This is a genomic window from Cellvibrio sp. pealriver, from assembly GCF_001183545.1.
In the GTDB taxonomy this organism is placed as follows: Bacteria; Pseudomonadota; Gammaproteobacteria; order Pseudomonadales; family Cellvibrionaceae; genus Cellvibrio.
Map to the genome: position 1 here is coordinate 1,360,909 of NZ_KQ236688.1, position 13,423 is coordinate 1,374,331.

The 13,423-nt window shown below is 45.6% G+C and carries 11 protein-coding genes; 4 read left to right on the forward strand and 7 right to left on the reverse strand.

Annotated elements, in window-relative coordinates; translation table 11 throughout:
* Positions 1-155: 155 nt before the first annotated feature.
* From VC28_RS05675 to bioA, 3 genes are all read left to right on the forward strand, one after another.
* Positions 156-944: a flagellar brake protein gene (locus VC28_RS05675; RefSeq protein WP_049629794.1), complete on the forward strand. Its 789-nt coding sequence runs from the start codon at positions 156-158 to the stop codon at positions 942-944.
* Positions 945-1,106: 162 nt separating this feature from the next.
* Positions 1,107-2,678 (forward strand): methyl-accepting chemotaxis protein, encoded by a 1,572-nt coding sequence (locus VC28_RS05680; protein ID WP_049629795.1) that lies wholly within the window; start codon positions 1,107-1,109, stop codon positions 2,676-2,678.
* A gap of 114 nt (positions 2,679-2,792) precedes the next feature.
* Positions 2,793-4,094, forward strand: coding sequence for an adenosylmethionine--8-amino-7-oxononanoate transaminase (gene bioA / locus VC28_RS05685; RefSeq protein ID WP_049629796.1), 1,302 nt, complete (start codon positions 2,793-2,795; stop codon positions 4,092-4,094).
* Positions 4,095-4,163: 69 nt separating this feature from the next.
* Here the strand turns inward: bioA and VC28_RS05690 are convergent, their stop codons facing one another.
* From VC28_RS05690 to adk, 5 genes are all read right to left on the reverse strand, one after another.
* Positions 4,164-5,174: a tryptophan--tRNA ligase gene (locus VC28_RS05690; protein ID WP_049629797.1), complete on the reverse strand. Its 1,011-nt coding sequence runs from the start codon at positions 5,172-5,174 to the stop codon at positions 4,164-4,166.
* A 105-nt stretch (positions 5,175-5,279) separates the two neighbouring features.
* Positions 5,280-6,308, reverse strand: coding sequence for a cyclic nucleotide-binding domain-containing protein (locus VC28_RS05695; protein WP_049629798.1), 1,029 nt, complete (start codon positions 6,306-6,308; stop codon positions 5,280-5,282).
* A 198-nt stretch (positions 6,309-6,506) separates the two neighbouring features.
* A complete protein-coding gene (locus VC28_RS05700; RefSeq protein ID WP_049629799.1) occupies positions 6,507-7,859 on the reverse strand; it encodes a M18 family aminopeptidase in 1,353 nt (450 codons plus the stop codon).
* A gap of 14 nt (positions 7,860-7,873) precedes the next feature.
* Positions 7,874-8,581 (reverse strand): tRNA (adenosine(37)-N6)-threonylcarbamoyltransferase complex dimerization subunit type 1 TsaB, encoded by a 708-nt coding sequence (gene tsaB, locus VC28_RS05705; protein WP_049629800.1) that lies wholly within the window; start codon positions 8,579-8,581, stop codon positions 7,874-7,876.
* Positions 8,582-8,666: 85 nt separating this feature from the next.
* Positions 8,667-9,320, reverse strand: coding sequence for an adenylate kinase (adk, locus tag VC28_RS05710; protein WP_049629801.1), 654 nt, complete (start codon positions 9,318-9,320; stop codon positions 8,667-8,669).
* Between the two features lie 286 nt (positions 9,321-9,606).
* Here adk and VC28_RS05715 point away from each other — a divergent pair, with 286 nt between their 5' ends.
* Positions 9,607-10,077: an Lrp/AsnC family transcriptional regulator gene (locus tag VC28_RS05715; RefSeq protein WP_049629802.1), complete on the forward strand. Its 471-nt coding sequence runs from the start codon at positions 9,607-9,609 to the stop codon at positions 10,075-10,077.
* Between the two features lie 69 nt (positions 10,078-10,146).
* On the opposite strand, the gene VC28_RS05720 is transcribed toward VC28_RS05715, so the two are convergent.
* The gene (locus VC28_RS05720) at positions 10,147-11,787 is read right to left on the reverse strand and encodes a methyl-accepting chemotaxis protein (protein WP_049629803.1); all 1,641 of its coding nucleotides are present in this window, start codon (positions 11,785-11,787) and stop codon (positions 10,147-10,149) included.
* Between the two features lie 148 nt (positions 11,788-11,935).
* On the reverse strand, positions 11,936-13,420 hold the full coding sequence (locus tag VC28_RS05725) for an NAD-dependent succinate-semialdehyde dehydrogenase (protein WP_231591660.1): 1,485 nt from the start codon (positions 13,418-13,420) through the stop codon (positions 11,936-11,938).
* Between the last annotated feature and the right edge of the window lie 3 nt (positions 13,421-13,423).

The window sequence follows — 13,423 nt, forward strand, 5'->3', positions numbered from 1 at the left end:
ATCGTTTGCCGGTCTATAATGTTGTAAGTCGCAAAAGCCCTCGTTAAACCTCGATCACTCTGATTCCTCAGCATCTGGCATAGGGCTTGCTCTTACACTAATGAGGCTCCTTGGGATTAAATCCGAGGGAGAATTTTTGCCGTGTGGAGGTAGACATGTCACTGTTTAGTAAGCTGTTTAGAAAAAACACCCATAAAAATCCGGACAAAGGCATAGGTGCGGAAAATAGCGGCAGCGATACTGAAAGCACACCTATTCCCAGCCAATATATTCCACTTGCTGAACTTCAAAAACAGCGGCAGCAATTGGAAGTGAAAATCACCGGAGCCAGCCGCACTTACCAAACTATGATTCTGGCTATCGATATAGAGCGAGGCCTGCTCTGGCTGGATGACTTATTTCCACAACAACTCATTCTTGATGTTGGTGATGACATTACCATTCGCCATCACCGCAATGGCGAGCAATTAGTCATTCAAGCCGCCATCGTTGCGTTAGGCTCTACTTATGGTGCATCTGGATTGGCGATCACCCTGCCTGAGTCGGCAAGCTATCAACCCAGACGCAGCTCTCCCCGCTTCATGATTGGTCACCAATCTCCACTATCCGTCAAAATTCGTCCTCTTGGTCAAGAGCCCTGTTATGGAACGCTGCAAGATATTTCTGCAGGCGGCTTGCGTGTCATGGTGGCAGGCAATCTGATTCCCTACTTGCGTCACGGAGCTCTTTTACCGTTATGTGAAGTCAATATCAGTGACGAACTACAGATACGGTGTCGCGCCAGAATTTGCGCTTTCCGCATCGGGCGCAGCCCCTATCGCCACACCCAGATCAGCATCAAGTTTGTCGACCTTGAGGAGGAAACACGCGATTCGCTCGCCCGATTTCTGCAAGAGTCAGATCTCGGACAAGCAAACCAGACCTGGGATTCCTATGCAGCCTAAGCCTTAAAGGTATAAGACAGCTAGAGATTCGTAAATTTTGGACTAGGCTTGATAAGCAACGAATATGATTTACCCGCCCGCTTTGATGGCCGCTAATAGTTTGGCTGCTGATAGGTTGTGAAAGGGATCAAAAAAGCCAGTCGATTTATCAGGATTTTTCTCATGCGCAACAATGGCCATATCACCGGTAAAGAAGTACACCTTTCGACCCAGGATGAAATTGTTTCATCCTCTGATCTGCGTGGCGATATTGTATTTTGTAACGAAACCTTTTGCCGGATTTCGGGTTTTACCCGGCAAGAGCTGATCACCCAGCCTCACAACATTCTTCGGCATCCTCATATGCCTCCCGCTGCCTTTGGCATGCTTTGGAATACCTTAAAAGCCGGTAAACCCTGGATGGGAATTGTTAAAAATCGCTGCAAAAATGGCGATCATTACTGGGTTGATGCCTACATAACGCCATTGCTGCAAAATGGACAGGTTTATGGCTATGAATCGGTAAGAACCAAAGCAGATCCTAATGTCATACGCCGGGCAGAACAGGTTTATGACCGGTTAAATCAAGGTAAGTCACCCTATTCCACTACCCACTATTTGTGGGGCAAGTTTGGAGGCAGCGTGCTTGTTGGCCTCACTAGCTGGATATTGATGTTAATTGCTTCTTTTACCGCACAGGGCTTTTCACTGAGCAGTGCGCTTGCCTCCCTGATTGTTGCGGTATTGATTGCTGGATGCGCACAACAATTGCTGCTAAATCGTTTGTCACAAGCGCTGAGTGAAGCAAGAGAGACAATTCACGATCCTTTTGCTGCCTATATTTACACAGGCCGCACTGATGCCACTGGAGAAATTGAACTGGCACAACACGCCATCAAATCTCGCTTGCGAACTGCTCTAGGGCGCTTCAGGGAGTCAGCAAAAGAATTACAGGGCAAGGCTGGCGCTGCACATCACCAGGCTCGAAAGACCTATGAAGGCATGAGTGCGCAACAACAAGAAACAGCAGGCGTTGTGACTGCCATGCAACAAATGGCAATTGCCGTACAGGAAGTAGCCAGCGGAGCAAACCAGACCTCGATGGCAACGGGAGCAGCGATAAATGAGGTCGATAAAGGCAATCAGGTAATTGAAGGTGCGCGCTTGGCGATTGATGACTTATCAAGAACCGTGGGGGCACTTGGCAATGTGCTGAATAAACTCAGCGAAGACAGTAGCAAAATAGCCAACGTGGTAGATGTCATCCGCGGTATTGCAGAACAAACCAATTTACTGGCATTGAATGCTGCAATTGAAGCAGCACGTGCAGGTGAACAAGGGAGGGGGTTTGCCGTAGTGGCCGATGAGGTACGCTCTCTTGCTCAACGAACACAAGAATCCACAGGTGACATCCAGCAAATTATTGGCAATCTTGGTAAAGCAACTGATGATGCCAGCCTCAACATGAAAAATTGCCTGGATCTTGCTGAACGCAGTGTAAGCGAGATGGGGAATGTACGTGCAGCGTTGGATGCGATATCACATTCCGTCAATGCCATAGATCAAATGTCACACCAAATCGCTGCCGCTGCGGAAGAACAATCGTCTATGGCCTTGGAAATCGAACGAAATACCCAATCTATCGCACATATTTCCGATAGAGCACAGCAAGAAGTGAGTATTGCTGATGAACTCAACAGTGAGATGGATAATCTATCGCAGAAACAATTGGATTTGATTGTCAGGTTTAAATAAACATCGATTTAATCGTCATCAAAGCAATGCGTGAAATTGATTCTGATTTTTGTACAAAACTTCGTTAAGCTGAATAGGTAATTATATTTTGCGCGCGAATGATGTGGAATGAACATGATATACAACCAAGAAGTCGCCAATCATGATTTACTACGACTGGATCGTGCTCATGTTTGGCACCCTTACACATCTTTTATTAATCCAGGCTTGGTGACATCTGTAAACCATGCCAAAGGTGTTGAATTATATCTCACTGACGGACGCATACTGATTGATGGTATGTCATCCTGGTGGAGCACGCTGCATGGCTATAATCACCCGGTATTAAATCAAGCCATTACCGAACAATTGGGGAAAATGGCACATGTGATGTTTGCAGGTATTACTCATGAGCCTGCAGTAAAACTGGCTAGCACACTTGCGAAAATTACACCCGCAGGTCTCAATAAGGTTTTTTTCTCTGACTCTGGATCTGTCGCGGTCGAAGTTGCCATGAAAATGGCAATTCAATATTGGCATACCAAGGGGCAGGCTCAGCGCACCATGTTCCTGTCGCTCAAAAATGGATATCACGGCGACACTTTTGGTGCGATGTCCGTTTGCGATCCTCACTCCGGGATGCACAACTTATTTCATCATTCATTACCGCATCATTTATTTGCAGAAGCACCTCCATGCGGCTTTGATATCCCCTTTCAAGAATCCCACATCGCAAAGTTTGCACAACATATTCAACAACATCGCCAAAAAATTGCTGCGGTTATTATTGAACCCATAGTGCAAGGTGCAGGCGGAATGCGTTTTTATTCTCCTGGGTATTTACGTCGCGTGCGTGAATTGTGCGATAAGAATGAAATATTGCTGATAGTAGATGAGGTTGCTACCGGCTTCGGTCGGACGGGTAAATTATTCGCATCCGAGCATGCTGGTATCAGCCCGGACATTATGTGTATAGGCAAAGCGTTATCAGCCGGTTATATTACTCTTGCAGCAACATTGTGTAACGATAAAGTAAGCAATGGCATTTGTGACAACAACGGAATTTTTATGCATGGCCCAACTTATATGGCCAACCCCCTTGCCTGTGCGGTCGCCAATGCCAGTATCGATCTGCTACTCAACTCAAATTGGCAAGAAACCGTTGCAAACATAAGTCAACAGATGAAAGAAGAGTTAGCTCCCTGCAAAGATTTCTCATATGTTGCCGATGTAAGAGTGCTGGGTGCAATAGGTGTTGTTGAATTAAAAGACACAGTCGATACCAGTAAACTGATGGCTTTGTTTATCGAATATGGCGTATGGATTAGACCATTTGGAAAAATTATTTATTTAATGCCATCGTTTATTATTGATAAAGAAAATTTAAGTAAATTGACATCTGCCATCTTAAAAGTGGTTGCAACATTGGCAAAATAGTCACTTGAGAAACACAGGCTACATACAAAAATCCCCGCCAATGCGGGGATTTTTGTATGTGGAATAAAATCACTTTATTTTGCGTATACCCACCGCATCACGCACTTTTTCTAATAAAGGCCGACTGTATGCGCGTGCTTTTTCTGCGCCCTTTTGTAGTACGTCTTCAATATGTGCGGGATTAGCCAACAATGATTCATATTTATCACGAGCTTCAGCTAACTGACTATTGATCAACTCGAATAGTTGGCGTTTCGCTTCACCCCATGCAATCCCTTCTGCAAATTGTTGACGCATATACACATTTTGTTCGGGAGTTGCAAAGGCCTGCCAAATTTGAAAAACCGGTGACGTATCTGGGTCTTTGGGTTCGCCTGGCTCTAATAAATTAGTCAGAATTTTATTTATTGATTTTTTTAGCTGTTTTTCAGGTAAAAATAATGGAATGGTGTTGCCATAACTTTTACTCATTTTACGCCCATCCAACCCTTGCAGTACGGCACTAACATTGTCGTCCACTTGCGCTTCAGGCAATACGAAATGCTCACCGTAGTGATGGTTGAAGCGCGCAGCAATATCACGGGCCATTTCGATATGCTGAACCTGATCACGCCCCACAGGCACCTTGTTGGCATTGAACATTAAAATGTCAGCAGCCATCAAAATTGGATACGAATACAACCCCATGGTAATACCAAAATCGGTATCTTCACCGGCCGCAAGGTTGCTATCAACAGATGCTTTATATGCATGCGCGCGATTCATCAACCCCTTTGCCGCCATGCAGGTCAGCACCCAGCATAATTCGGGAATTTCGGGTACATCTGATTGACGATAAAAAATGGCATTATCAGTATCTAGCCCTAAAGCCAGCCAAGTTGCAGCGATTTCACGGGTAGATTGGTGGACCAGATCAGGATCCTGGCATTTGATCAAGGCGTGGAAGTCAGCCAAAAAATAAAATGACTGCACATTTGCACTTTGGCTTGCCTGAATCGCCGGGCGTATCGCGCCGACATAGTTACCCAAATGCGGGGTACCAGTGGTGGTAATGCCAGTTAAAACACGTTGTTTACTCATAATGCCCTATCTATCTCTGTTATTGGCAAGTTGCTTGAAGCCATTAAAAGTCGGGGTGAAAAATCTGGCCGACATAATACAGGCAAGCAATCCGATTTGGCAGCATTAGAGCCCAGAGTAATAATGCGCTGAATCCTTAAGGATACAACTATCAAAACCAGCTTGGGTAAGAAGATGCGCTGCAACATCACAGCGACGACCGGAATCATCAGTCACTACATAAGTGACTGCGTCATCAAGATTTTTGAGATGGTTGCGCAATTGGTTAAGGGGGATATTCCGACTGTCTGGTACAGATTGCCCTCGCCGCTCAACCGGTAGGCGGACATCAATAATTTGATAGGCAGGCATATCGCTTGAGCGCGCTTTCAATTCATCTGCCGTGACATACTTTAAAACGGGTTCTTGCAATAATTCACGAAAATCTTCCTTGTCGAGCTTCATCACTTTGCCGGGAGTAATCATTTTAATGGTGGCATTGCGCGTAGTATCGCCAACCAAGGCCTCTTCGCCAAAATAATGACCAGGACGCAGTGCAGCTAATATCTTATTACTCGGATCCATTACGATTGCACTACCTGACTCAAGCACATAAAAAAAGTCGCCGCGCTCTCCCTGCCGGATAACAATTTCATCGGCGTGTACTTTTTGTGCTTTGAAACGTATGAATAGCTGACGGATATTAGCTGGAGGTAGACGACTAAATAGAGGCGACTGCAACAATGACGACATCCAATCACTGTCATCATGCAAACTTACTCCCGATGTTTCTGCCTCTTCGTCATTAGATTCACTCCACGCAAGCACTAAATCAAGAAAATCACTATCAACAGACAAGAGTGTAACGTCAGACTTGGCAACAGCGGACACTTGTGTTGGTTGGGTGATATTAAGCGGGGAGCGGCGAGATTCACTGGCAGGATTAATCGTATTCACCTGAAACCCTGAATCAATCAAATCAACCGTACCACTGACTAAATATACTTTTTCAGGAAACGGCCTTCCACGCTTGAAAATAATAGTGCCTTTGGCCACTTCACGCAGATTGGCTTTTTCAGCCACTTGAACAAGATATTCGTGATTCAGGGTGTTAAACGGCGCAAAAGACGCTAAGACATCAAGGCTAATCGCCATTTCTCGGCTCCACTACTACAAGGCATCAAAGGATAAGTACGATTTTTAGGGGTGAATTATAAACAGGCGATAAACCTGCATGGCGCTGCAGTCCCTAGTCTTAGTACTGGATCACAATAGTTGTGCGAGTAGCTGCGCTTTCTCCGCACTGGATATCAGACTGAGACCATCCAACCGAGAAGCTTTAATGGCAAGGTATCACTGTGCGATAACAACTCTTGCCAATGGTGCATTAGGGTAAGTAAAAAACGCCTTTGCAACCTGATAGAGATACCAGCTATCTGCAGCCCCCGCTAACTCACGGATTGAGTGCATCGCAAATGTGGGGACGCCCACATCAATTGTTTTTACCCCAACCTCAGAGGCGACTATTGGACCAATCGTGCTTCCACACCCCATATCTGTACGGGCAACAAAGGATTGCACTGGAACATTCACCTGATTGCATAAGAGACGGAAAAACGCGCTGGTTTCACTGGTCGTTGCATAACGCTGGTTGGCGTTGATTTTAATTACCGGACCGCGGTTCAACAAAGGCCCATGATTTTCATCATGCTTATCCATGAAGTTAGGGTGTATCCCGTGCGCGTTGTCAGCCGAAATCATCATCGAGCGCTCAATTGTTCTCACGCGGGTTTCAGTATCAGGTAGCAGTCGCTCAAGAAAATGTTGCAGCATAGGGCCTTTGGCACCACAACAAGATGCACTGCCAATCTCTTCATGATCTGTACAAATAAGCAGGCTTGATACTTTATTATCTGCATTAAGTAATGCCTGTAACCCTATGAAACAACTCAGTAAATTATCCAGTCTTGCACTGGAAATAAAGTCGTTCTGCAATCCTGTTAAAGCAGGCGGCTGAGTATCATAAAGACTGATTTCATAATCCAGAACCTGTTTGATTGCCAAGCTTGGATTGCTACGCTGTAGCTCAGCCTGCAATAACTCCCGAAACCCAGGAACCGGCGAGTCATCTGCTGGCAACTGCAATACCAGTGGCACTATATCTTTCTGCGGATTGATTGAGCGGGCATTATTCGCGTCACGATCCAGGTGAATCGCCAAACTGGGAATGATCGCAATTGGCCGGCCGAAGTCTATTAATTCACTTGTGATATTCCCCTGCTCATCACAGTAGGTAACACGTCCCGCCATCGATAAATCGCGATCATACCAAGGTGCCAACAAAGCTCCGCCGTAAACTTCGACACCCAACTGAAAGTAACCGCGTCGATTAAGCTCTGCGCGAGGCTTCACCTTAAGGCAAGGGCTGTCGGTATGGGCACCAAGCATGCGTATACCTGATTCTACTAATGGCGAGTAACCGTAGATGAACGCGATAATTGAAGAGTCATTACGCGTTAACCAATAACGCCCACCCGGTTTCAGACTCCATGCATCCCCCTCTTGAAGCTGGGTAAAACCGGCTCTGGACAATTGATCGGCAAGATTTTTTGCCGCATGAAAAGGGGTGGGTGATGCCTGTAAAAAACGCAGCAGGTTTTCATTGAAGTCTATTTGCGTGTGTGGAACGAGCGGGGATTCCATCATAAAACTTACCCAATCTAGTCTGAATTACGGATGCGCTGACGCTTTTGCCACGAAACACTATCGCGCAAATAAACAGGTTGGGCATCAAGCACATTGACTATCTGCCCCTTCGTCCAGTGCTCTGCAGCGATGAGCGCAATATCGCCTGCATGGGGATGAATATCCATGACTATAGTCTTGGCAGCTGATGCTTGCATATCCGGATAATGCCAGCCTGAGCCTATACCCACAAAATGGCCACCCAATGACTGAACACGAGGATGATTAACCATTGCTTCCGGAGCCATCACATATTCATCACCAACAGCTTGAATATGACTATTTTCTGGCTTGAACACGCCCCAGTACACTTCATTCATTCGTGCATCCATCGCCGCGATTATTGACTGCTGGTTATCGGGATTGGCACGGGTGTATGCTAAGGCCTGTGCCTCAAGCGTGGATACAGGAATGACAGGTAATTGGGTGCCAAACGCCAAGCCCTGGACTATACCGGCACAAATCCTTAAACCTGTAAATGAGCCCGGCCCGCGACCAAACGCAATCGCATCAAGCTCCTTTAAGGATATACCCGCTTGTTTGAGCAGCTCATCAACCATCGGGAGCAGTCTTTGAGTATGGCTCTTCGCAGCCAGCTCAAACAAACTGCTTAGCTGCCCTTGTTGATAAAGGGCAACAGAACAAGCATCGGTAGAGGAATCCAAGGCAAGAATCAGGCTCATAAATTAGAACAATCAATAAATACTGTAAAAATCGAAGGCAAAAAAATAGGCTCCGCAGAGCCTATTTTTACTGCAGTTCAGTCACTTATCCCAATACAGTCAGTAGCTGTTGACGGATTCCGTCTACACTCCCGATACCGCTGATACGCGTATATTTGGGAGCTCGTGATTTCCCGGATGCAGCCAAATTTTGATAAAAGCCCACCAGAGGTTCTGTCTGGTCGTGATAAACACCCAAACGCTTACGCACAGTTTCTTCTGTGTCGTCCGGGCGCTGGATCAAAGGCTCACCAGTAATATCATCATGCCCCTCTACTTTGGGAGCATTGTGAATGACGTGATAAACGCGACCAGATGCCTCATGGACACGACGGCCACTCAAGCGTGCAACGATTTCCTCATCGGGAACATGGATCTCAATCACATGGTCAATATCGACACCCGCATCCAACATAGCCTGTGCTTGCGGGATAGTGCGGGGAAAACCATCAAACAAAAAACCATTAGAGCAGTCGCTGGAAGCAATACGCTCTTTTACCAAAGAAATAATCAGGTCATCGGGCACCAAGCCTCCAGCTGCCATTATATCTTTCGCTTGCAAACCTAGCGCGGTACCGGCTTTAACGGCTGCACGTAACATGTCGCCAGTAGAAATTTGGGGAATTCCAAACTTTTCCATGATCAGTTGCGCCTGGGTACCTTTGCCTGCACCAGGTGCGCCCAACAATATCACTCTCATCTCGGATTGCTCCTCAGCATTATTTTTATCGGGTCACAGCGACTGCTCTAAAACCCCGAAAATTGGCAACAAGATGCCCAATAAAAGAGGCGTTACGATACACGCCCATGACACCAATCACAATATGCATGCTGATTCGCTTCCTAGCAAACCATCTAAAGGAGGTAAATTCTGATACAAAGACAAGCTGAATGTGACCTCATGATTAAATGCATCCTCAATTTATTGTCATATCAACAATTTCATCCTAGAATACCTTATCTCCGTTACACCTCAGGAATAACCTATGAGCAAGTCAGTTGAGCTCGATGAATACGATCGCAAAATTTTGCGTGCCCTTCAGGAAAATGCCGATTATTCAATGGCCGATTTAGGCAATATGATTGGTCTTTCGCACACACCATGTTGGCGTCGGCTAAAGCGACTGGAGGTTGAAGGAGTGATTCGGGGCAAAGTCACCTTACTTGACCCCAAGCTACTCAACCTTGGCGTGACCGTGCATGCCTATATCACCATCAAGAATCACGACGCACCTTCTCTCGAAGCATTTGAGGAGATGGTGCAAGCAATACCTGAAGTAGTTGAGTGCTATTCAACAAGTGGCGAAAAAGATTATGTATTACGTGTCGTTGTAGAGAGCGTTGAACACTATGAGCGCTTGATGAAGCAAACCCTTATTCACTTGCCAAATATCGGATCAATCAATTCAGCCTTTGCATTAAAACAAGTAAAATTCACAACACAGTTGCCAATTTAACTATACAAAATACATTTCCCAAATAAAAAACCGGGCAAGCCCGGTTTTTTATTTGCTACGTTTTTCTGCTTAGACTTTGAATTGCATGAGCATTTGCCGTAACTGAATTGATAATTCATTTAGATGCTGGCTTTGCTCCGCCGTTTTTGATGCGCCCTCTGCAGTATTCATTGCCAGTGAATTAATTTGAACCAGATTTTTATCAATTTCAGAAGTCACTGAACTTTGCTGTTCTGCAGCAGTAGCAATTTGCAATGTCATGTCCGAAATTTGTTTTACCGCTGTTCCAATACCAGTCAATGACTGCCCAGCCTCAGTTGCTGAGGCCACAGCGTCTGATGTCATGGTTGCACTACTACCCATCGCATCTACTGCCCGCTGTACCCCCTGCTGCAATTGGCTCAGCATTCCGTGAATATCGGCTGTAGATTGCTGCGTACGGCTTGCAAGTGTACGCACTTCGTCCGCCACTACAGCAAAACCTCTACCCTGTTCACCAGCGCGGGCGGCTTCGATTGCAGCATTCAGTGCAAGTAAATTGGTTTGCTCCGCAACTCCACGAATTACATCAATCACAGATGTTACATTTTTTGCTTCATTTTCCAGGCGCGACATAAACTCTGCCGTTTCTGTAATACGCACTGCCAATCCTTGCACATGCTCAACTGCAAGATGAATTCGTTCTTGTCCACGGTCGGTAATCGCTGTGGCTTCTTTTGTATTTTGCGCAGTATTGCTTGTGTTACGTGCAACTTCCTGAATAGCCATGGTTAATTCATTCACTGCTGTGACCACCATGGTAATCGCATGGCACTGATCATCCGCTGCCCGCTGACTATTACTCGATACAACTAATAAAGATTCTGCTGCTTTTGATACCTCTGCTGCATTTACCAAAACGTCGCTAATAACGCGCTGCAGTTTCTCAATAAACTGATTTACATTGGCAGCAAGCTCACCCAATTCATCTTTCGTATTAACGGGTAAACGAGCCGTTAAGTCGCCATCACCCTCAGCGATATTATGGATACGGTGACTGATTTGCCGCACTTGGCCAGCAACCAATACAGGTAAAAAGTATGCAGCCAAGCCGCTAACCAATGTTCCCAGAATGACTAAAACCAGCAATTGGGTTGAACTGCTATCCAAATCCTTATCGATTTGCACCGTAAATTCATCGACCTCTACAAGACGCTTCTCCTGGAGCTCATCAATATAATTACGCAAATGCTCAAAAGCTTCATGCGCGCTACCGTATGATTTTTCACGCGCAGCTGCACGGCTTGCATCATCACTCAGACGCGCAGTATTAATAACGTCAGCTGCCTGGATTTTCCACGCATTATACCGGCGGGTGAATTCCTCTCGCTCTGCAGAAGTGGCAGTTTCAGATATATCAAGTGATTGATACACACGGTCATAAGCTTGCTTGGCGTTTTCACTCTGCTCTGTAAATAAGGATTGATGCTCGCTCGAATCCAATTGCAAGAGCGCTCTCTCGGCCGTTAATGATTGGTAAAGGTCTCTATCTGCCTGTATCAACAATTGAATTTCAGGCAAATTAACCTTGGCAATAGTGGTTGCGTTATTGCCTAACACTTTACTTGTGCTTATCGCATGCAGACCCATGTAGAGCACCAATACCACTAATAGCAATAAAGGCAGGGTGAGTTTTAAGCGGAGACTTAATCGTTGATACCAGCCAAACATGGCAAAACCTCTTTGTACTTTTCAGTTGTCATAATTGGCTTAAATAGCCAATAGACTAAGTCTAGTAACGTTTGATGAATTTGCTACATAGGGAAATAGAGGGAGGGGTAAATTACGCGTACTTTTGATGTTATGTGAATAGGAGTATTTAAATTTGTTCGCAAATGTATTTAATCTCAAGATAGTCGGCAATGCCGTAATGAGAGCCTTCCCTCCCCCACCCAGAGTGTTTGACTCCACCAAACGGAGCCATTGCATTTGAAATAGTGCCGGTATTAATACCTAACATACCTGTGGCCAATATTTCAGACATTTTTTTTATTCTTTTTGAATCGCGAGTAAAACAATAAGCAGCCAATCCGTAATCAGTATCATTGGCAAGTTTGGCCACCTCCTCATCAGAGTCAAAAGGGAGTATAGCCACTACCGGGCCAAAAATTTCTTGCGTCAATAAAAGTGAATCATCTGCAATATTATTTAACACTGTAGGAGGGTAATAAGAGCCTATCGCGAGAAGGGTTTTATCAAGATCGGCCTGATAAGTAATTCGAGCCCCTTTTTTTAAAGCGTCATCGACCAATGACTGTACTTTTTTAACTGCCGACCTGGAAATTAAAGGACCTATTTTTGTTTCACTTGCCACACCATTACCAATGGTCAATGACTGCATCGCTTGTATCAATTTGGCACAAAAAACACTTTGAATATTACGATGAATATAAAATCGATTGGCGCACACACAAGTTTGTCCTGCATTGCGAAACTTGGAGGCCATAGCTCCTGCTACAGCGGCATCGAGATCAGCATCTTCAAATACGATAAAAGGTGCATTGCCACCAAGCTCCAGCGTAATGCGCTTCACATCCTCTGCGCACTGCTGGATTAATATTTTTCCAACTCTTGTAGAGCCAGTGAACGAAAGCTTACGCACAAGTTTGTTCGATGAAAACTCAATTCCGATAGCAGATGCGTCCGTGGATGGAACGATATTAATAACGCCTGCAGGAATACCTGCCTCTTCCGCTAACCACGCAAGCGCTAACGCCGAGAGTGGTGTTTCAGCGGCCGGCTTTGCTACAACAGCACAACCAGCAGCCAAAGCAGGTGCCAGCTTGCGTGCCAGCATGGCATTAGGAAAATTCCAAGGTGTTATTGCGGCTACTACACCCACCGGCTGCTTAATTACCATTATCCGTTGGTCAGGATGTTGCGGTGCGATGATATCTCCGTAGATGCGCTTCGCTTCTTCGGCAAACCATTCAATATAGCTTGCACCATAAGCAATTTCAGCACGAGCCTCAGTTAAAGGCTTGCCTTGTTCCAGCGTCAGGATCAGCGCTAAATCATCCGAGTGTTTCAACACCAAAGCATGCCATGCATGTAACAAACGGCTTCGTTCCTGTACTGGTTTTTGCATCCAGTTCGACTGAGCTTGAGCAGCAGCAACAATTGCCCTGCGCGCCTCTTCTACACCAGCATCAGCAACATTAGTAAGCAACTCCCCAGTGGCAGGATTTATAACCGGGAAATATTTTTTTGAATCCGACTCGCACCACTCGCCCCCAATTAATGCGCATGTACGGATAAGAAATGGATTGCAAAGCTCGGTAATGGGCATGTAGGAATTATCCATGGC

Excerpts from the sequence above, each read along its gene's own strand:
- VC28_RS05720 (WP_049629803.1), bottom strand. The coding sequence starts at position 11,787 with ATGTTTGGCTGGTATCAACGATTAAGTCTCCGCTTAAAACTCACCCTG.
- VC28_RS05680 (WP_049629795.1), top strand. The coding sequence starts at position 1,107 with ATGCGCAACAATGGCCATATCACCGGTAAAGAAGTACACCTTTCGACC.
- VC28_RS05695 (WP_049629798.1), bottom strand. The coding sequence starts at position 6,308 with ATGGCGATTAGCCTTGATGTCTTAGCGTCTTTTGCGCCGTTTAACACC.
- tsaB (WP_049629800.1), bottom strand. The coding sequence starts at position 8,581 with ATGAGCCTGATTCTTGCCTTGGATTCCTCTACCGATGCTTGTTCTGTT.
- VC28_RS05715 (WP_049629802.1), top strand. The coding sequence starts at position 9,607 with ATGAGCAAGTCAGTTGAGCTCGATGAATACGATCGCAAAATTTTGCGT.
- VC28_RS05725 (WP_231591660.1), bottom strand. The coding sequence starts at position 13,420 with ATGGATAATTCCTACATGCCCATTACCGAGCTTTGCAATCCATTTCTT.
- bioA (WP_049629796.1), top strand. The coding sequence starts at position 2,793 with ATGATATACAACCAAGAAGTCGCCAATCATGATTTACTACGACTGGAT.
- VC28_RS05700 (WP_049629799.1), bottom strand. The coding sequence starts at position 7,859 with ATGATGGAATCCCCGCTCGTTCCACACACGCAAATAGACTTCAATGAA.
- VC28_RS05675 (WP_049629794.1), top strand. The coding sequence starts at position 156 with ATGTCACTGTTTAGTAAGCTGTTTAGAAAAAACACCCATAAAAATCCG.
- VC28_RS05690 (WP_049629797.1), bottom strand. The coding sequence starts at position 5,174 with ATGAGTAAACAACGTGTTTTAACTGGCATTACCACCACTGGTACCCCG.
- adk (WP_049629801.1), bottom strand. The coding sequence starts at position 9,320 with ATGAGAGTGATATTGTTGGGCGCACCTGGTGCAGGCAAAGGTACCCAG.